Genomic DNA, 18988 nt, shown 5'->3' with positions numbered 1-18988 from the left:
ATGAAAGCGGAAACGAAAAATCGGAAATTCTTTATTGCAACTTATATAGATGGCATGGAACTTAAGCGTACTTTAAAAATCATGATGGCCGAATCCGACATAGACAGCATGGCTGCGATCGCCAAGCATTTGAACATTAAAGAGACAACATTTCGTTCATCTATTATAACGGAAAGAGAGGAGAAGCCATGTTAAAAAAGTTGCATGAGAATAAAGATTTGGTAAGAGCAATGAATAAACAGCTAATGGAACTGCAAAAGATCATTGAAAATATGGACGAAAAACGGGGAAGAATATTTATCGAGTGGCTTGAAACACAAAACAAATATCTCGTCTGGGAAGAAACATTTGACCCGTCTTACCTCCGGGCTTATAAGCGGTCAGAAATCGTTTTAGCCCATTTTGGTTTTAATGTCGGCGCTGAATTCGGCGGCATGCACTATGCTGTTGTGATTCGCGATAGTTCAAAAAACAATCCCGTCGTCAACGTGGTTCCTTTATCTTCGTTAGACGAAAATGAAACAGAACAGGATGTACATAAAGACTCGGTCTTTCTAGGTACGATTGAGGGACTGAACGAAAAAAGGGCAGTGGCCATTCCAAACCAAATGCGCCCTATAAGTAAAATTCGCATTTTCAAACCCAAAAAAGCAAGGGACGGTGTTTTCAAATTAACTAGGGAACAAATGGATCTGATTGACGAAAAAATCCGTAGGATGTACACTAAAATTAAAAAAGATCCAGAAAATCGTTCTTGACACTTCTGTCAAAATGCTTTATTATTTTCTTTGCATGAGATTTAGAAAACAAGCATACGATAAATAATGCCCTTTGAGTTCCTTGAACTCAAGTGCGGCCAAAAATATTTTTTAACTGACCGCCACGTGCGCGGTCCAAAAGGAAAAGCCGTCCCATTTGCGGGGCGGCTTTTTACGTGTTTCGCTGACTTTGCATCTTGTGAACTACCCCCCCTTATACATCTTCACCACAAGTTGTACTTGATATGTTAAGATAGGTGTGCATGGAGAAAATAAAGGGTGCAAAAAACGCGAATGTTCCTGTATGGTAATGAGGACCAAACCATTGGAGGAACATTCGCATGTCCTCTCATCAAAGAACTCATCGATCTGCCAGACTTAACCTGATCCTAGCTTAACTAGGTAAAATATTCAGCTCATAAAGCGTTACGGAGAGAATAATAGCGATAATTAAAGTCGGAATCCACACTTTTGGTCTAACTTTTATAGAAGATAAATTGTACCGTTTATAAATAAAACCACTCACTGTAAAAAATATAGTAATCAACAAAATGATTATAACGCTTTGAAACAATGGCGACTGAATGTATTTCTCTACATAATATTCAATGGTTCTTCCAAACAATAATGCAAATATTAAAAAGCTAAAAAAGTGTATATTCATATTCTCACCTAACAGGTTAGCCGTGCTTTAAAATGGATTCCTTTGTATATGTTAGTACACTTTTAGACTTATCAATTGGAATTTCTAATTTAAAATATTCCTTTCCATCAAAGTCAATAACACTAATCACAATAAAATTCAATGTTTTCAAAAGTTCGAGTTCCTTGAAAAAGTCCAAGCGAATTTGATAATGTTTCGGAAACTTAAGTATGCTATATTTTTGAGCCTCATAAAAAATAATTATCAACAGATTATTCGTTATTGATAAATCCTTATTTTTGTCTAAATAAATGGTTCATCACCACAACGTGTACTTGACAAGCGAGGCGTTTTCTTGAGCCACTATGCATCCAAAATGTCGATTTACTAATTTTCTCCTTACTGGCGTAAGGAAAGTGTGTTTTGAAACAGTCAAGTACAACTTTTGGTGAAGAGCCAAAAAAAAAAAAAAGAATAATATGTCAACCCTTTTCATCACTTTTTCTGGAAATCTCTTTTTTCCAAAGAAAAACCCGCCCCCATTCAATCGGAAGGCGGTTCGTTCGTGCGGACGATGCGCATCGGACAGCCGGCGACCATCGCCCCGGGCGGGACGTCTTTATGGACGACCGTCCCAGCGGCCACTACCGCGCGGTCGCCGATCACCACACCGGGCAAAATGGTCGAGTTGGCGCCGATCATCACCTCGTCGCCGATCACCACATCGCCAAGTCGGTATTCGTCCACTAAATATTCGTGGGCGAGAATCGTCGTGTTGTAGCCGATGACACAATTGCGGCCGATTTGGATTTTTTCCGGGAAGAGAATATCCGGCATGACCATAAAGGCGAGCGCCGTTTGCTCGCCGATTTTCATGCCGAGAAAGGTGCGGTACAGCCAGTTTTTCAGCGGCAAAAACGGCGTGTAGCGCCCGATTTGAATGATGATGACGTTTTTCAGCACTTTCCAAAACGATACGGTGCGGTACAATTGCCAGAGCGAGTTCGCCCCTTGAACGGGGTATTTTGTCGTCCGTCTCACCGGGAGGACGATTCCTCCTTTCATTCGTTGATGCCGACAATGGCCAACAAATCGCTCATTTTTTCCAACATATAGTCCGGTTCATATTGTTCCAAATGGTCGCGGCCTTTAATCGCCCAGGCGACGCCGGCTGTTTTTACCCCGGCGTTTTTGCCGGCCAAAATGTCGTGGTAGTTGTCTCCGACCATGAGCGCTTCCGAAGGCGTTGACTGCAACGCCTCGAGCGCTTTATAAATGGGCTCGGGATCCGGCTTCGGCCGTTCGACGTCGTCCAAGCCAATGACGCATGAAAAAAACGGCTCTAAACGCGTTTTTCGCAAGCCCATCAGCGCGGTGTCATGCATTTTCGTCGTCACGACGCCAAGGCGGAAGCCGTGGCGATGGAGCGTTTCAATCGTCTCATACACCGTGTCAAACTCGCGGATCAATTCGTCATGATGGGCATGGTTGAACGCGCGATAGGCGGCCACCATCTCCTCGGCTCGTTCCGGGTCAAGCGAGCCGAACGTTTCATACAGCGATGGACCGATAAACGGCAAGACGTCCTCACGCCCGTAGCGGCCCGGGTAATACATCCCTAGCGTATGCAAAAACGACTGGATGATGAGCTCATTTGTATCAATCAACGTGCCGTCAAGATCAAACAAAATCGTGCGAATCGTCATGAAGCGGCTTCCTTTCTAGTCGGATGTTCAATGCGGCGCCAAATGTGCGCCACCGCCATCGTCAACAGCACGGCTGTAATCAAGCGGATCACTAACAGCGGCCATACGGGAATGCCAAGCGGGACGAAAATGAGCGTATCTTCGACGACCGCATGGCAAGACACGAGAAAAATGAACGCCAGCGTCAAATCGCGCTTCGAGACGCCGTCTTCTTTCGCCGCTTGAATCATGACGCCAGCTCCGTAAGCGAGGCCGAACACAAACCCGGCCGCGAGCGTGAGCGATGTGTTCGCGCTCATGCCGAGCGCTTTCGTCGCCGGCGCCATCCAGCGCGAAACCGTCTCGATCCAGTGGCGTTCTTTTAAAATTTGAATGACCGTCATGAGCGGAATGACAATCATGACAAGCTGCACGATGCCGGTGGCCGCTTTTTTCAGCGCCGCCAAGATGATCTCTCCCCAACCGGACGGCGGCGCGGCTTCATGCGTGACAAACCCATATTGGGCGATCTCCTGCCCCCCGTCCCATAGATGAGCGATCAATAGACCGGATACAATGGCCAAACCGACACGCACGACGATCATGAGCCAGACGCTCATCCCGGTGCGCGAGGCGACGGATGACTCGACGATCAAGTTATGGGAAAACGAAAGCATGACAGCTAGAATTAGCACTTCTTTCACCGTAAACTCGATCGTCAGCATCGCCCCGATCGCCGCATACAGCCCAAGCAAATTGCCGAGCACAAGCGGCACGGCCGCATCGCCGGATAAGCCGAACCATTTCATGAACGGGGTGACAAAATCAATGAGCCATGAAAAGAGCGGCGTCGGCTGCAACAGCGCTAAAATGAGCGTCACCGGAAAAATGATTTTGCCAAGCGCCCATGCGGTCTTCAGCCCGGCGAGCACACCGCGCTGCAACGTTCCTGTCATGTTCTCCTCTCTCCTTTGCTCATCTTCATGTCGCGGTGCGGCCGATCAACGTCGGTAAAAACCACTGTTAATCTTGATACCGCTCCTTGGCCCATCCTTTTGCCCGCCTCACAATCCATAACACAATGGAAAGAACGATGAGCGCCACCGACATCACTTGCGCCGCGCGCAAATCGCTAGTGAGCATCAAGCTGTCGGTCCGCATCCCTTCAATCCAGAAGCGGCCGACGGAATACCAAATCAAATACGACAAAAACAGCTCCCCGCGCCGCAAGTTCACACGCCGGAGCCAAAGCAAAAGACAAAAACCGGCCAAATTCCAAAGCGATTCGTACAAAAACGTCGGATGCCAATAGCGGCCGTCAATGTACATTTGGTTGATGATCCAATCCGGCAAGTGCAAGCTTTCCAGAAACGCGCGCGACACTGGCCCGCCGTGCGCCTCTTGGTTCATAAAATTGCCCCAGCGCCCGATCGCCTGGCCTAAAATGATGCTCGGCGCAGCAATATCAGCGAGCTTCCAAAACGACAGCCCGCGCACGCGGGCAAACACCGCGCCTGTTGCCACCGCCCCGATCAAGCCGCCGTGAATGGCGAGGCCCCCCTGCCAAATTTTTGGGATCTCTGACAAGTGTTTTGAATAATAGCTCCATTCAAACAGCACGTAGTACGCCCGCGCGCATACAATGGCGATCGGCACGGCAAACAGCACTAAATCGACAAACGTCTCTTTCGGCAAGCCGCGCCGCACCCCTTCGCGCGTCGCCAGCCATAAGCCGATCAAGACGCCCGTGCCGATAATGACGCCGTACCAATAAATCGTAATCGGACCGAGATGCAAAAACACGCGGTCGAGCGGCTGAATCGTTGATTCCATCGTTTCCACCTCCTATGCTCCGTACAAAACCGAACTTGTTTCTCCAGCTACAAGAACACGGCTGCCGATCAATCGTAATCATGCGCGCCGTCTTCGATGGCGTCGCTCAGCCGTGCGGAAAACTCCTCGGCCGCGTTGACCCCGAGCCGCTTCAACCGGAAGTTCATCGCCGCCACTTCGACGATCACCGCCAAGTTGCGCCCCGGGCGGACCGGAATCGTTAATTTCGGCAGTTCGGTATCTAAAATTTTTACCTTTTCTTCTTCCAAACCAAGCCGGTCGTACTGCTTCTCCGGGTCCCAAAGCTCCAAGTCGACGACGAGCGAAATGCGCTTATGCGTCCGCACCGCCCCTGCGCCGAACAGCGTCATCATATTAATGATGCCAAGGCCGCGAATCTCGAGCAAATGTTCAATCAGTTCGGGCGCGCTGCCGACGAGCGTGTCTTCATCTTCTTGACGGATTTCGACGCAGTCGTCGGCGACAAGACGATGGCCGCGTTTCACAAGTTCGAGCGCCGTTTCGCTTTTGCCGACGCCGCTTTTGCCGGTGATCAATACCCCGACGCCGTACACATCGACAAGCACCCCGTGCACCGCCGTCGTCGGAGCGAGCTTGCTTTCTAAATAGTTTGTCAACCGGCTTGACAGACGGGTCGTTTTCATCGTCGAGCGCATCACCGGCACCGACTGACGCTCGGACGCTTCGATCAGCTCCGGCGGCACCTCAAGTCCGCGCGAGACGATGATGCCCGGCGTAATGTCCGTGCAAAGCCGCTCCATCCGCGACTTTTTTTCTTCCGGCGTCAACGTTTCGTAAAACGACAGCTCCGTCCGTCCGAGCAGCTGCAGGCGCTCCGCCGGATAGTAGGCGAAATAGCCGGCCATTTCAATCCCCGGCCGCGACAAGTCGCTCGTCGTAATCGGCCGATAAATGCCCTCGGCGCCGCTTACGAGCTCGAGCTGGAACTGCTCAATGATGTCTTTCGTCCGCACTTTCGGCATACGTCGCCTTTCTCCCCTTTCCTCATCTTTTTCCATTGTAGCACGTTTCGTCCCGTCATTGAATGGAAAACATTCGGGGAAACAAAACAGGGACGGTTCACCCCGTCCCGATCAAGCAAAACCGATCGAATGAAACACCGTCGTCATTCCGCCAGCCATAAACGATCAAACACCGCTTCTGCCTATGTTCGAGCATGCGCCCCCATTACGACCGGTTGCGCAGCGGCTCGATGATCGCTTTTTGCACGAGCAGATGGAAAAACGACAAGACGATCGAGGCGAGCAGCGCCGTGCCGAAGCCGCCGATTTGAAACGCATCGCCCATCAGCCCTGCGGTCATCATGAGCGTGATGGCGTTAATGACAAACAAAAACAACCCAAGCGTCAACACCGTCACCGGCAGCGTCAACAAGATGAGCACTGGGCGAACGACGGCATTTAACACCGCCAAAATCACGCTCGCTAAAAACGCTGCGCCGATGCCGCTGAAATGAATATCGTCAAAATAGCCGTCAATCGCCATCAGCAGCACCGTATTGATAAACACACCGATCAGCCAATTGAGCATCCCATCACCATCTTTTCTGTAATCTTCCGCCTTGAAACGCCCTCCTCGACATATCTTGCCTCGAACCGAACCGATGGCAATCAGTCATCGTCTTTTTTCAGCAGGGCTGTTGTTTTCTATTTTAACACTTGAATCCCCTTAATGACATTCCAAATCACAACAACGAAGTTCACCGCCCCGGCAACGAGGAACCCAAGCCAGACGAGCCCGCCGCCAAAAAGAAGCGATTCCTCGCCCCAATGGCCGAATAGCACCGGCGACGCGGCCAACGCAATGAACAAGAGGATCGTAACGGCCGGAATCAAATGCGACACGAGCGACCGCTTGGCATGGCGTTTGACTTCAAGATCTTCGACAACAAAATAGACGACAATCGGCAAAATGAACGGCGCAAAAAAGACGCTGAAATAACAAAGCGCGGACAACACTTTGTTCGTCGACAATCGGCAATCCCCTTTCCAAGTTTCCTTTACCTGTATATACGACGGCCGCTAGGAAAAGTTTCCTGCCGACGGCAAAAAAAGGCGGCGGCCGCCGGTGCCCCAAGCGGCGGACAAAGCCGCAAAGGCCTTTACGCCTTCACCTCTTCATATTGCGCCTGCATGCGCGCCCGGTCGCGCTCGAGAATCGGTTTTAAGTAGCGGCCGGTGTGCGACTCCTCCACCTCGGCCACCTCTTCCGGCGTGCCGACAGCGACGATTTGTCCGCCTCGGTCGCCGCCTTCCGGACCTAAGTCAATGATATAGTCCGCGGTTTTGATGACGTCCAAGTTATGTTCAATGACAAGCACGGTATCGCCGTTGTCGACGAGCCGGTGGAGCACGTCGAGAAGCCGGGCGATGTCATCGACATGAAGCCCGGTCGTCGGCTCGTCCAAAATGTAGAGCGTCCGGCCGTTCGAGCGCCGGTGCAGCTCAGCGGCGAGCTTGACGCGCTGCGCCTCGCCGCCCGAGAGCGTCGTCGCCGGCTGGCCGAGCTTCATATAGCCGAGGCCGACGTCATACAGCGTCTCGAGCTTGCGCTTAATTTTTGGGATATGGGCGAAAAAGTCGAGCGCATCTTCGACCGTCATGTCCAGCACCTCGGCGATGTTTTTCCCTTTGTATGTCACCTCGAGCGTCTCCCGGTTGTACCGCTTGCCGTGGCACACTTCGCACGGGACGTACACGTCCGGCAAAAAGTGCATCTCAATTTTGATGATGCCATCGCCATGGCACGCCTCGCAGCGCCCGCCTTTGACATTGAAGCTGAACCGCCCTTTTTTGTAGCCGCGTACTTTCGCTTCGTTCGTCGAGGCAAACACGTCGCGGATGTCGTCAAACACCCCGGTGTACGTCGCCGGGTTCGAGCGTGGCGTGCGGCCGATCGGCGACTGGTCGATGTCAATGACTTTATCGAGATGCTCCAGCCCGCGGATGCCGCGGTGCTCGCCCGGTTTCGCCTTCGCCCGGTGCAGCTTTTGCGCGAGCGCCTTATACAGCACTTCGTTCACAAGCGTGCTTTTGCCCGAGCCCGACACCCCGGTGACGGCGATAAACGTGCCGAGCGGGATTTTCACCGAGACGTTTTTCAAGTTGTGCTCCCGCGCGCCGATAACCTCAAGCCAACGTCCGTCCGGGCGACGCCGTTCGGCTGGAATCGGGATGAATTTTTTTCCCGACAAATACTGACCGGTGAGCGAATTCGGGTCGTTCATCACTTCTTCCGGCGTGCCGGCGGCGACGACCTCGCCGCCGTGGATGCCCGCCCCCGGACCAATGTCAATCAAATAGTCCGCGGCCAGCATGGTATCCTCGTCGTGCTCCACCACAATGAGCGTATTGCCGAGGTCGCGCATGCTTTTCAACGTCGCGATCAGCCGGTCGTTGTCGCGCTGATGAAGCCCGATCGACGGCTCGTCGAGCACGTACAGCACCCCCGTCAGCCGCGAGCCGATCTGCGTCGCCAAGCGGATGCGCTGCGCCTCGCCGCCGGAGAGCGTTCCTGCCGAGCGGCTGAGCGTCAAATAGTCGAGGCCGACGTTTTGCAAAAAGCCGAGCCGGTCGCGAATTTCACGCAAAATGAGGCGGGCGATTTGCGCTTCTTTTTCCGTCAGCTCGAGACCGTCAAAAAAGGCGAGCGCCTCGGTCACCGACATGGCGGTGACCTCGCCGATATGCTTGCCGCCGACAAGGACGGCCAGGCTTTCTTTTTTCAGCCGGTAGCCTTGGCATGTCGGACATGGTTGTTCCGCCATATACTTTTCCATCTGCTCGCGGATGTAGTCCGAGCTCGTCTCGCGATAGCGGCGTTCGACGTTCGGAATGACGCCTTCAAATGCGATGTATTGTTCGCGCACTTGCCCGAAATCATTCGTATAGCGGAAGTAAATCGGCTCCCCGCCGCTGCCGTACAAAATTTTATCGAGCTGCTCTTTTGGCAAATCTCTGACCGGCACGTCCATCGGGATGCCGTAATGGCGGCACACGGCTTCGAGCAGCTGCGGGTAATATTGCGAGCTTTGCGGCTCCCACGGAGCGATGGCGTGTTCTTTTAACGTCAGCTCATCGTTCGGGATGACCAAATCGAGATCCACTTCGAGCTTCGCCCCGAGCCCGTCGCAGTCCGGGCAGGCGCCGAATGGACTGTTGAACGAAAACAGACGCGGTTCAAGCTCCCCGATCGAAAAGCCGCAGTACGGACAAGCGTGCTTTTCGCTGAACAAGAGCTCCCCCTCGCCGATCACGTCAACGACCACTTTGCCGTCGGCGAGCTTCAGCGCCGTCTCAAGCGAATCGGCAAGCCTGGCGGCGATGCCGTCTTTGATGATGATGCGGTCGACGACGACATCAATCGAATGTTTTTTGTTTTTTTCCAGCTCAATGTCCTCCGTCAACTCGCGCATCTCGCCGTCAATGCGGACGCGCACATACCCTTGTTTGCGAATATCCTCCAATGTCTTGGCGTGCGTCCCTTTTTTTCCCGAGACGATCGGCGCCAAAATTTGCATTTTCGTCCGCTCCGGGTAAGCGAGCAGCCGGTCGACCATTTGCTCGATCGTCTGCGATTGGATTTCAATGCCGTGCGTCGGGCAAATGGGGCGGCCGATGCGGGCGAACAGCAGCCGTAAATAATCGTAAATTTCCGTCACCGTGCCGACGGTTGAGCGCGGGTTGCGGCTCGTCGTTTTTTGATCGATCGAAATGGCCGGCGACAACCCTTCAATCGCATCGACGTCCGGTTTTTCCATCTGCCCTAAAAACTGGCGGGCATACGCCGACAGCGATTCGACGTAGCGGCGCTGGCCTTCCGCGTAAATCGTATCAAACGCCAGCGACGACTTCCCCGACCCGGACAGCCCGGTCAAGACGACGAGCTTGCCGCGCGGGATTTCGACGTCAATGTTTTTCAAGTTGTGGGCGCGCGCCCCTTTGACGACAATTTTATCCATTCCGTTCATCCGGCCATCACCCTTCCGCTTTCAATTCGAAAATGATATCGCGCAGCTGGGCGGCCCGCTCGAAGTCGAGCGCTTTGGCCGCCTCTTTCATTTCCGCTTCGAGCGTTCGAATCAGCTCTTCCCGCTCTTGTTTCGTCATCGCTGCCGCCGGCTTTGCCTCGTACATCTCCGTCTCTTCCGCCGCATACGTCGCGCGGATGACGTCGCGAATCTCCTTTTTCACCGTGCGCGGCACGATGCCGTGCTTTCGGTTGTACTCTTCTTGAATCGCGCGGCGCCGCTTCGTCTCTTGAATGGCGATTTCCATCGATTTCGTGATCGTATCGGCGTACATGATCACATGGCCGTTCGCGTTGCGCGCCGCCCGGCCGATCGTCTGGATGAGCGAGCGCTCCGAGCGCAAAAACCCTTCTTTGTCGGCGTCCAAAATGGCGACAAGCGACACTTCTGGGATGTCGAGCCCTTCGCGAAGCAAGTTGATGCCGACCAATACATCGTATTTGCCGAGCCGCAAATCGCGGATGATTTCAATGCGCTCGAGCGTCTTAATTTCCGAATGCAAATACGCCACCTTGATCCCCGCTTCTTTCAAATAATCGGTCAAATCTTCCGCCATCTTTTTCGTCAGCGTCGTCACCAACGTCCGCTCGTTCCGCTCGACGCGCTCGCGAATTTCGCCGATCAAATCGTCGATTTGCCCTTTCGTCGGGCGGACGTCGATCGTTGGGTCGAGAAGCCCGGTCGGGCGGATGATTTGTTCGACAACGCCCGGGCTGTGTTCAAGCTCATACGGCCCCGGCGTCGCTGAGACGTAAATAATTTGATTGATTTTTTGCTCGAACTCTTCAAACGTGAGCGGCCGGTTGTCAAGCGCCGACGGCAGACGGAAGCCGTGGTCGACAAGCACTTGCTTGCGCGCCCGGTCGCCGTTGTACATGCCGCGCAGCTGCGGCAAGGTGACGTGCGACTCATCAACGATGATCAAAAAATCGTCCGGAAAATAGTCAAGCAATGTATACGGCGTCGAGCCTGGCGGCCGCAGCGCCAAATGGCGCGAGTAGTTTTCGATGCCGGAACAAAAGCCCATCTCGCGCATCATTTCAAGGTCATAGCGCGTCCGCTGCTCAAGCCGCTGCGCCTCTAAGAGCTTTCCTTGCGCGCGCAGTTCGGCAAGCCGCTCCTCAAGCTCTTGTTCGATGTTTTGAATGGCGAGCCGCATTTTCTCCTCGCGCGTGACAAAGTGCGACGCCGGGAAAATCGCGACATGCTCGCGCTCGCCGAGCACCTCGCCGGTTAAGGCGTCCACCTCGCGGATGCGGTCGATTTCATCGCCGAAAAATTCGACACGAATGCAATGTTCATCGCGCGACGCGGGGAAAATTTCGACAACATCGCCGCGGACGCGGAACGTGCCGCGGCGAAAATCGATGTCATTGCGGTCGTATTGGATGTCAACGAGCCGCCGAAGCAACGCGTTGCGCTCGATTTCCATCCCGACGCGCAATGAAACGACAAGCTCCCGATATTCTTCCGGCGACCCTAAACCGTAAATGCACGACACGCTCGCAACGATAATCACGTCCCGGCGCTCAAACAAGGCTGATGTCGCCGAGTGCCGCAATTTGTCGATTTCATCGTTGATTTTCGCGTCTTTTTCAATGTACGTATCCGTCTGCGGCACGTACGCTTCCGGCTGATAGTAATCGTAATAGCTGACAAAATATTCGACGGCGTTGTGCGGAAAAAACTCTTTCAGCTCGCTGTACAATTGGCCGGCGAGCGTTTTGTTGTGGGCGATGACGAGCGTCGGTTTGTTGACTTGGGCGATCACGTTCGAGATCGTAAACGTTTTGCCCGTCCCCGTCGCCCCAAGCAGCGTTTGATGCTTCACTCCGCGCCGCAGGCCGTCAACGAGCTTGGCGATCGCCTGAGGCTGATCGCCTTGCGGTTCGTATGGCGACACTAATTGAAAACGGCCCTCCACCGTTTCGCCTCCTCCTTCGTACCATCTTTCCCCATTGTATCACATCGCGGCCATACATGCACGAAAAACGCGAACTCATATTCGTACCAGTCTGCACAGCGATTTCCATTCGCTAGACGCAAAAAAGCGGACCCATTCATGCCAAAGGTCCGCTTCTTTTTCTTGTTTCGAACGCGACAAACGGAACGAGGCGCTGTCCTCCTTCATGAAAACAGACAGCGCCTCCTGTTTGGGACGTGCGGCATCTGTTTGGCGCAAACGGACGGACGGCCGCCCGAACAAGCGCTGCCTATTGCTTTTGTTTCAGGCGGTCGAGCATGCGGCCGGTCCAAAGAAAGCCGGCGATCGTCGATGCGATGTCAGCGACGATTTCATGCAGCTCATCCGTATAGCCTTTAAAATAGGAAGCGACAAGCAGCGCCGTCGTCAACAGCACAGCGATGTACCGATTGTACGTCACCCGCGCAAACAACAGCACCAATAGACACGGAATGATGAGTGCCGCCAAAAACCACATGGTCCATTCTCCTTTACGAAACAGCTTCAGACGCTGAGGCGTTCCGATCACGGACGAACAGCAGCCCGAGTTCATGATGCTCATCCTCATAGAGCGCTCCTTGGACGAAGCGGACTTCGCCGTTATGTCCGACGACATCCAGCTTGCAGAACGCGCGGTTGCGCTGAAGCGCCTCATAAAACTCCGTTTCGGTCCGCACCGGGACGCCGTTTGTTTTGATGATGACCTCCCCGATCGAAAGCCCCATTTTTTCCGCTTTTGAGCCGGGAAGCACGCCGACAATCACCAAGCCGTGCGGATGGCGGGCAAATCGGGGTGGGCGTGCGCGGTCGGCGCGATGCCCAGAAAAGGCGATCCATTCGCGGCCGATGATGGCCGCCACCCCCGCCGCGATCGCCAGCGGTGGATACCATATGCCGGAAGCGGCAAATAGGGCGACAACAAACGCTAGCCGAACAACGAGCCGCCCCTCCGCGCGCGCCGCTTCCGCCGGCAGCATGTGCTGCCGGCGCTGGGAAAAGCCGAGAAGAAACGGCACGAGCCAAAACGAATAACCGTCTCCCGTCGAAACGAACGGCCACCAAGACGCTGGCGGCAGCGCACCGCCTGATACCGGCAGCACGACCGGCACAAACCAAAGCCGCTGCGTCCATTGCAGGCCGACCGTCATTCCCCGCTTGCTTTTCGCAAGCTGCGGCGAGGCCGCCTCGTTTCGCGTGCGAATGATGAGCCATCCTTCCGAAAACAAGAGCAACGCCAGCCACACCGCCAAGAGCGGCGCCGCCGCCATGCCATCGGGAAACCAGCGGGACAACGCGCCGCTTCGCTCCGCCAAACCGAACGCAAGAAGCGCGCCGCCTACCGTATACGCCGCTGACAACAACCGCGCTTCCATCGTCAAACTCAAGAGCACCGTCAGCACCGTCACCGCCCAAACCGCTTCTTGCGGCACCGCGATCCCGATGCCGACGGCCGCCGCCGACAACACCGCGCCAGCCGTCCATCCCTTCGTCCAAAGCCCGCGCCATTCGTTCCATAAGCTGTATACGCGCACATGAAAATCGCGGCGCTCCCGCTTCACCCGCCGCCAACCGACGGCCAAAGCGAGCGCGGCGCCGAAATAAAGAAGCGGCTGCCGCCAAACCGACGCGACGCCCTCAAGCCATTCCAGCCACCATGCTGCCATCCGCTTCACCCCTTGCATCGTTCATCATTCTTTATCTTCTATTCTACCAAATGGCATGGCCAATTCCCATGCCCACGGCCATCTTTTTTCGCTAATGGCGAATCTTTGCTGTTTTCCACTTTCTTTGCCGAATCAACACTAGTTTTGTCGGCCGGGAAGGATTTTGAAAGATGCAGAGGAAAAAGTATAAACAAGACGAAACAAGGAGGAATGAAACGATGGAATTGAAAACGTCCGACGTCGCTGCCCGCCTTGGTGTGTCGCCGAAAACGATCCAGCGCTGGGTGCGCAAATACGACATTCCGCTGCGGAAAAACGAGGCCGGCCACTACTTGTTTGATGAAAAAACGATCGCCTTGCTCGAACGGGTCAAATTTGAACAAGGCGCCGCCATGGAAGCGCCGCCGACCCCGAAACGTCCTCCGACGCCGCCGAGGAACAACGTTCCCATTAACGCTTTATTCCAAGGATATGTCGAACCCGAAATCGCCCGCGTCTCCTCGCGCTTGGACCAGCTTGAACGGCAACTGGAGCAAAAAGCAGATGATGTCGTCTCCATTCAACTGTTGCACCACCGCCAAGAAATGGAAGAAATCGCCACCCGGCTCACTGCGTTGGAGCAGATTGTCGCCCGGCTTGAACAGCAGTTGAATACCCGACCCCCGGCTCCCCATGAACCGCCGGAAGAGACAAAACGCAAGCGGCGCGGCTTCGGACGCGTGATGGGGTTGTTTGCCTAATGGTTCCATCCTCCCTGCTTGACGCAGGGTGTTTTTTTGGTTGTTTCCTTTCCTCTTTTTCTCCCCTTCACTACTTCTTTACAATTTTCTTATTCTTTTTTAATCCCAGCGGTTTATAATGGATCACGTTGTGCAATCTTCCCGTATGGGAAAGGGAGGGCGCAAGATGGAACAAAGGGAACGAAAAGCGGTCGCCATCGCGTTCATCGTATTGGCTCTATACCTTTCTCCGCTGTACATTTTAGGTGAACACGCCCATATTCGCGTGCACGACAATATGGATTCGAACATCGCCTGGTATCGCGTGCTCGTTCGCAGCGGCCAACTGTTCGGCCCGCTTGATGCTGTCATCCCGCAAGTGATCAACGGGTTGCCGCGCAACGCGTTTGGCACCGAATTCAGCGGCATCGTTTGGCTGCACGCTTTGTTCCCGTCCATGGTGGCGTACGCGCTCAGCCAGACGATCACGAGGGTATTCGCCTTTCTTGGCATGTATTGGCTGCTAAGACGACATTTTTTGCCTGCTCCCGAATCATGGCTCATTCGCGTCGGGGCGGCGCTTGCTTTTGCGCTGACGCCGTTTTGGCCGTCCGGCATGTTAAGCACGCTCGGCATGCCGCTGGCGCTTTGGGCGTTTCTTTCGATCCGCAACGGAGAAGCGACATGGAAGGAATGGCTTGCGATTGTCCTGCTTCCGTTTTACGCCAGCTTTGTGCTCGGGTTTTTCTTTTTCTTGGCTGCTATGGCAGCTGTTTGGTTGTGGGACGGCCTTGTCCGCAAGCGGTGGAACAAGCCGTTTTTCACTGCGATTGTTCTGATGACAAGCTTGTTTTTGGCCATCGAGTATCGCCTCGTGTACTCGCTTGTCTTCAGCGGCGAACCGACGAGCCGGAACGAGTTTCTCTCCTCGCGGCTCAGCTTCGTCCACTGCCTTCGGTTGACGTTAAAAAACTATGTGCTCGGCCATACGCACGTAATGACCGTTCATGGGCCGATCATCCTGCCGGTGCTTTGGGCGGCGTTTTTCCTCGTTTTGCGCCGCCAGCGTGGGCCATTGGAGCGGCGCTTCCTTTTGCTGTTTTGGTTGAACATCGCCTTATCGGCTTGGTATGCGTTTTGGTTTTACAAAGGGTGGCAGCCGCTGAAAGAACGGATTTCGCTTTTGAATACGTTCAATTTCGCCCGCTTCCATTTTTTGCGGCCGATGGTCATTTACGTCGATTTTGCCTTGGCCTTGCAAATCTTAGCCAAGGAACGGACCGCATGGAAGCGCCTCGTGCCGATCGCCTTGGCGCTGCAGCTGCTTTTGCTTGGCGGGTTCAACGAGGAAATCCGCTATCGCCTCGCTGGCACGCCGTCGTTCGAGCAGTTTTATTCAGAACATTTATTTACAGAAATCAAGCAATACATCGGCAAGCCTGTATCGTCCTACCGCGTCGCCAGCGTTGGGCTTCACCCGGCCATCGCTCAATACAACGGGTTTTATACGCTCGATACGTACAACAATTTTTACCCGTTATCGTATAAGCGGAAGTTTCGCCGCATCATCGCCAAAGAATTGGACAAAAGCCCGGTGCTGAAAGACTATTTCGACCATTGGGGCAACCGTGTCTATTTGTTTTCGGCAGAGCTCGGGAAACATTACATGTTCACGAAACACTCGCATAAAGTCATCCGTCATTTCGAGATCGACACAAAGGCGTTCAAACAGCTTGGCGGCAAGTACATTTTTTCCTCCGTCCCGATCATGAACGCCAGCGACATCCATCTCCGCTTCTTGCGGGCGTTCACCGATCGACAGTCCGTCTGGAAAATTTATGTATACGAAGTGGAGTGAAAGGGAGGCAAGAAACATGGTGGACAAACCGTTGTTAGCCATCGTCGTTCCATGCTACAACGAAGAAGAAGTGTTGCCGGAAACGTCCCGGCGGCTGACCGCTTTGCTTGAGCAGCTGCTCGAGGAAGGAGCGATCGCCATCGGCAGCCATATCGTTTTTGTCGACGACGGCAGCCGCGACCGGACGTGGGCGCTCATTGAAGAAGAAAGCGAGCGCAACCCGTTCGTGGCCGGCATCAAGCTCTCTCGCAACGTCGGCCATCAACGGGCGCTGCTCGCCGGGCTCGAAACCGTTCGCGCGTACGCGGATTGCGCCGTGTCCATTGACGCCGATTTGCAAGACGATGTCGAGGCGATCCGCGAATTTGTGCAAAAATATCGCGAAGGCTATGATATCGTCTACGGCGTGCGGCGGAGCCGAAAGACAGACACGTGGTTCAAGCGTACGACCGCCCAAGCCTTTTATCGGTTCATGCAGGCGCTCGGAATCGAGCTGATTTACAACCATGCCGATTTCCGCCTGATGAGCAAGCGGGCGCTCGATGAACTGAGCCGTTACACGGAGGTCAATCTCTTTTTGCGCGGGTTGGTTCCGCTCGTTGGCTTCCGCTCAACGTGCGTCTTTTACGACCGACATGAGCGGTGGGCTGGACAGTCGAAATACCCGCTCAAAAAGATGCTCGCCTTCGCCTTTGACGGCATCACGTCCTTGAGCGTCGCGCCGATTCGCGCCATTACGCTCATCGGTTTTTTGGCCTTCCTCATCAGCGGTGCCGCCGGGCTGTACGCGCTGATCGTCAAATTTCTTGGACACGCTGAATCGGGCTGGACGTCGCTCATGATTTCCGTTTGGTTCATCGGCGGGCTCGTGCTCATGAGCCTCGGCCTTATCGGCGAATATATAGGTAAAATCTACCAAGAAGTGAAACGGCGGCCGCGGTTTGCGATCGAAAAAACAGTGCAGCTGCCGCTTCCGTCAGAAAGAGAGAACACGCCAGTCCGCCTGTAGGAACCCATTGATCATTTCTCGACAGAAGACTCCCACTTCCATTTTGTGCAGGGCGCAGCCCAAAAATAAGTGGGAGATGAATGTCGGAAAGTCCAGCCTAAAACAAAACACAACATATTATACGTATATACGGTAATAAGAAAAGGTGTCCCGATCCTTTTGGGACACCTCTTACATTAGGCGCCATCGGCTCGCTTACGACTGAAACAACACGCCAAGCGCTTTTTGCAGCTGCACATCATGCTTCGGATCGCGGACGGCTTCCATGATTTTTGCCTGCAGCACATCCGCCGTCGCTTCGTCGATGCGCCCAGTGACCGGCAGCTGATTCGCTTTTTGGAACGCTTTGACGGCTCGCTCTGTTTCTTTGCTGAAGTAGCCGTCCGTGCGGCCAGGGTCAAAGCCAAGCCCTTTGAGCATTTTTTGCGCATTGGCGATTTGCTCGTCGTTCATATCATATTGAAGCGGTTTTTCCACATGAAGCGGAGCGACGTGGAAATAATCCGGCTGCGCCACCGCGACATCCGGCTTGATCCCTTTTTTATGAATCCAATGCCCGTCCGGCGTCAGCCATTTGTAAAGCGTCAATTTGATGTTGCTGCCATCGCCCATCGGAATCGCCTGCTGCACCGTTCCTTTGCCAAACGTTGCCTCGCCGACAAGCTTGTAGCCGCCCGCTTCCTTCATCGCCCCCGCCAAAATTTCCGATGCTGATGCGCTTCCTTTGTCGATGAGCACAACGATCGGGTATGGTTTTTTCGCCGTTAAATCGGAATAAAACTTTTGCCGATCGCCATCGCGCTCTTCAATTTGCACGTATGGTTTTCCTTTCGGAATGAGCTGTTTCAAAATTTCCTCAACGCTTTGCAAATAGCCGCCCGGGTTGCCGCGCACATCGATGATCAAGCCATCAATATGTTCGGCTTCAAGCTTCGCCAATTTCTTTTTAAAATCAGCGGCCGTGTTTTCCGAAAACGATGTAATTTGCAAATAGCCCGCCTTTTTGCCGTTGTACGTTTTGATCGAGTCATACACCGTCTGAATCGGGATTTCATCGCGGACGACTTTGACTTTCATCACGTTTTTGACGCCGGGGCGCAAAATGTCAAGCTCCACCGTTGTCCCTTTTTTGCCGCGGATTTTCAACACCGCTTCATATAAATCAAGCCCTTCCAAGCTTTCCCCGTTGACGCGCAAAATTTGGTCGTTCGGCTTCAAACCCGCTTTTTCTGCCGGCGAGTTTTTGATCGGGGCAACGATCGTCACCTTGCCGTCGATCATGCTCACTTCGGCGCCGATCCCCTCAAACGACGAATCAAGCGATTCGTTGAACTGCTCCGTCGTTTCCGCATCCATGTAGACGGAATACGGATCATCGAGCGTGTTGATCATCCCTTGAATGGCGCCTTCCGTCAGTTTTTCTTCATCCACTTTCTCAACGTACCGATTCTTAATGAGCTCATAAGCTTGCCGGATTTTTTTCATCTCTTCGCTGTCGTTCGTCGACTCGGACGGCTCATTCGAAACAATCGCCGAAAGCGAGCCTTCCGTCGGGCGGTCCACCAGCTGAAGGCCGGCGTACGTCCCCCCCGCCCCAATAAGCATCGATATGGCCATCAATGCGGCCGTCGTCGATTTTTTCACGTTGCTTCCTCCTCACCCTATGCTTAACCTTCCCCGCCGCTTGCCTGCGGCGGCGCAAGAAGGGGGCTTTCCTCATTCTTCCTTCGGCGAAGCAAATGGACGCCTCTTCCGCCTAAACGACGGCGGCTTCTACAAAAATGA

Annotated in this window: 16 protein-coding genes; 4 read left to right on the top strand and 12 right to left on the bottom strand. The window is 53.8% G+C overall.

The window, feature by feature from the left end:
- Positions 1–188 precede the first annotated feature (188 nt).
- Complete coding sequence (locus GJ1_RS02070; protein WP_066227780.1) at positions 189–758, top strand: type II toxin-antitoxin system PemK/MazF family toxin; 570 nt, start codon at positions 189–191, stop codon at positions 756–758.
- Between the two features lie 1186 nt (positions 759–1944).
- On the opposite strand, the gene GJ1_RS02060 is transcribed toward GJ1_RS02070, so the two are convergent.
- The 11 genes from GJ1_RS02060 to GJ1_RS02010 all read right to left on the bottom strand — a co-directional run bounded on the left by GJ1_RS02060 (position 1945) and on the right by GJ1_RS02010 (position 13617).
- Positions 1945–2442, bottom strand: coding sequence for an acyltransferase (locus GJ1_RS02060; RefSeq protein WP_066227869.1), 498 nt, complete (start codon positions 2440–2442; stop codon positions 1945–1947).
- A gap of 20 nt (positions 2443–2462) precedes the next feature.
- Positions 2463–3107, bottom strand: a complete 645-nt coding sequence (ppaX, locus tag GJ1_RS02055; protein ID WP_066227774.1) for a pyrophosphatase PpaX — start codon at positions 3105–3107, stop codon at positions 2463–2465.
- A complete protein-coding gene (locus tag GJ1_RS02050) occupies positions 3104–4042 on the bottom strand; it encodes a nucleoside recognition domain-containing protein (RefSeq protein WP_066227770.1) in 939 nt (312 codons plus the stop codon). Before GJ1_RS02050 ends, ppaX begins: the two co-directional genes overlap by 4 nt.
- 67 nt (positions 4043–4109) lie before the next feature.
- Complete coding sequence (gene lgt, locus GJ1_RS02045) at positions 4110–4919, bottom strand: prolipoprotein diacylglyceryl transferase (protein WP_066227767.1); 810 nt, start codon at positions 4917–4919, stop codon at positions 4110–4112.
- Between the two features lie 68 nt (positions 4920–4987).
- A complete protein-coding gene (gene hprK / locus GJ1_RS02040; RefSeq protein WP_011232552.1) occupies positions 4988–5923 on the bottom strand; it encodes an HPr(Ser) kinase/phosphatase in 936 nt (311 codons plus the stop codon).
- 205 nt (positions 5924–6128) lie between these two features.
- Positions 6129–6491, bottom strand: a complete 363-nt coding sequence (locus GJ1_RS02035) for a phage holin family protein (protein ID WP_011232553.1) — start codon at positions 6489–6491, stop codon at positions 6129–6131.
- Between the two features lie 116 nt (positions 6492–6607).
- On the bottom strand, positions 6608–6934 hold the full coding sequence (locus GJ1_RS02030; RefSeq protein WP_066227764.1) for a magnetosome magnetite crystal formation protein family: 327 nt from the start codon (positions 6932–6934) through the stop codon (positions 6608–6610).
- 128 nt (positions 6935–7062) lie between these two features.
- On the bottom strand, positions 7063–9930 hold the full coding sequence (uvrA, locus tag GJ1_RS02025; RefSeq protein WP_066227760.1) for an excinuclease ABC subunit UvrA: 2868 nt from the start codon (positions 9928–9930) through the stop codon (positions 7063–7065).
- A gap of 7 nt (positions 9931–9937) precedes the next feature.
- Positions 9938–11914 carry an excinuclease ABC subunit UvrB gene (uvrB, locus tag GJ1_RS02020; RefSeq protein WP_066227757.1) on the bottom strand — a complete coding sequence of 659 codons (1977 nt, stop codon included), beginning with the start codon at positions 11912–11914 and terminating at the stop codon, positions 9938–9940.
- 289 nt (positions 11915–12203) lie between these two features.
- Entirely contained in the window at positions 12204–12431 is a 228-nt protein-coding gene (locus GJ1_RS02015; protein WP_066227755.1) for a CsbA family protein, read from the bottom strand.
- Between the two features lie 13 nt (positions 12432–12444).
- Positions 12445–13617 (bottom strand): PDZ domain-containing protein, encoded by a 1173-nt coding sequence (locus GJ1_RS02010; RefSeq protein WP_066227753.1) that lies wholly within the window; start codon positions 13615–13617, stop codon positions 12445–12447.
- Between the two features lie 218 nt (positions 13618–13835).
- On the opposite strand from GJ1_RS02010, the gene GJ1_RS02005 reads away from it, so the two are divergent.
- From GJ1_RS02005 to GJ1_RS01995, 3 genes are all read left to right on the top strand, one after another.
- Positions 13836–14357, top strand: a complete 522-nt coding sequence (locus GJ1_RS02005; RefSeq protein ID WP_066227750.1) for a MerR family transcriptional regulator — start codon at positions 13836–13838, stop codon at positions 14355–14357.
- A gap of 166 nt (positions 14358–14523) precedes the next feature.
- Positions 14524–16194, top strand: a complete 1671-nt coding sequence (locus GJ1_RS02000; protein WP_066227747.1) for a DUF6044 family protein — start codon at positions 14524–14526, stop codon at positions 16192–16194.
- Positions 16195–16210: 16 nt separating this feature from the next.
- Entirely contained in the window at positions 16211–17203 is a 993-nt protein-coding gene (locus GJ1_RS01995) for a glycosyltransferase family 2 protein (protein ID WP_066227743.1), read from the top strand.
- A 195-nt stretch (positions 17204–17398) separates the two neighbouring features.
- On the opposite strand, the gene GJ1_RS01990 is transcribed toward GJ1_RS01995, so the two are convergent.
- The gene (locus GJ1_RS01990; RefSeq protein ID WP_066227740.1) at positions 17399–18847 is read right to left on the bottom strand and encodes a S41 family peptidase; all 1449 of its coding nucleotides are present in this window, start codon (positions 18845–18847) and stop codon (positions 17399–17401) included.
- Between the last annotated feature and the right edge of the window lie 141 nt (positions 18848–18988).

Source organism: Geobacillus jurassicus NBRC 107829 (assembly GCF_001544315.1).
In the GTDB taxonomy this organism is placed as follows: domain Bacteria; phylum Bacillota; class Bacilli; order Bacillales; family Anoxybacillaceae; genus Geobacillus; species Geobacillus jurassicus.
This window is presented reverse-complemented; position numbering and strand designations above follow the sequence as displayed.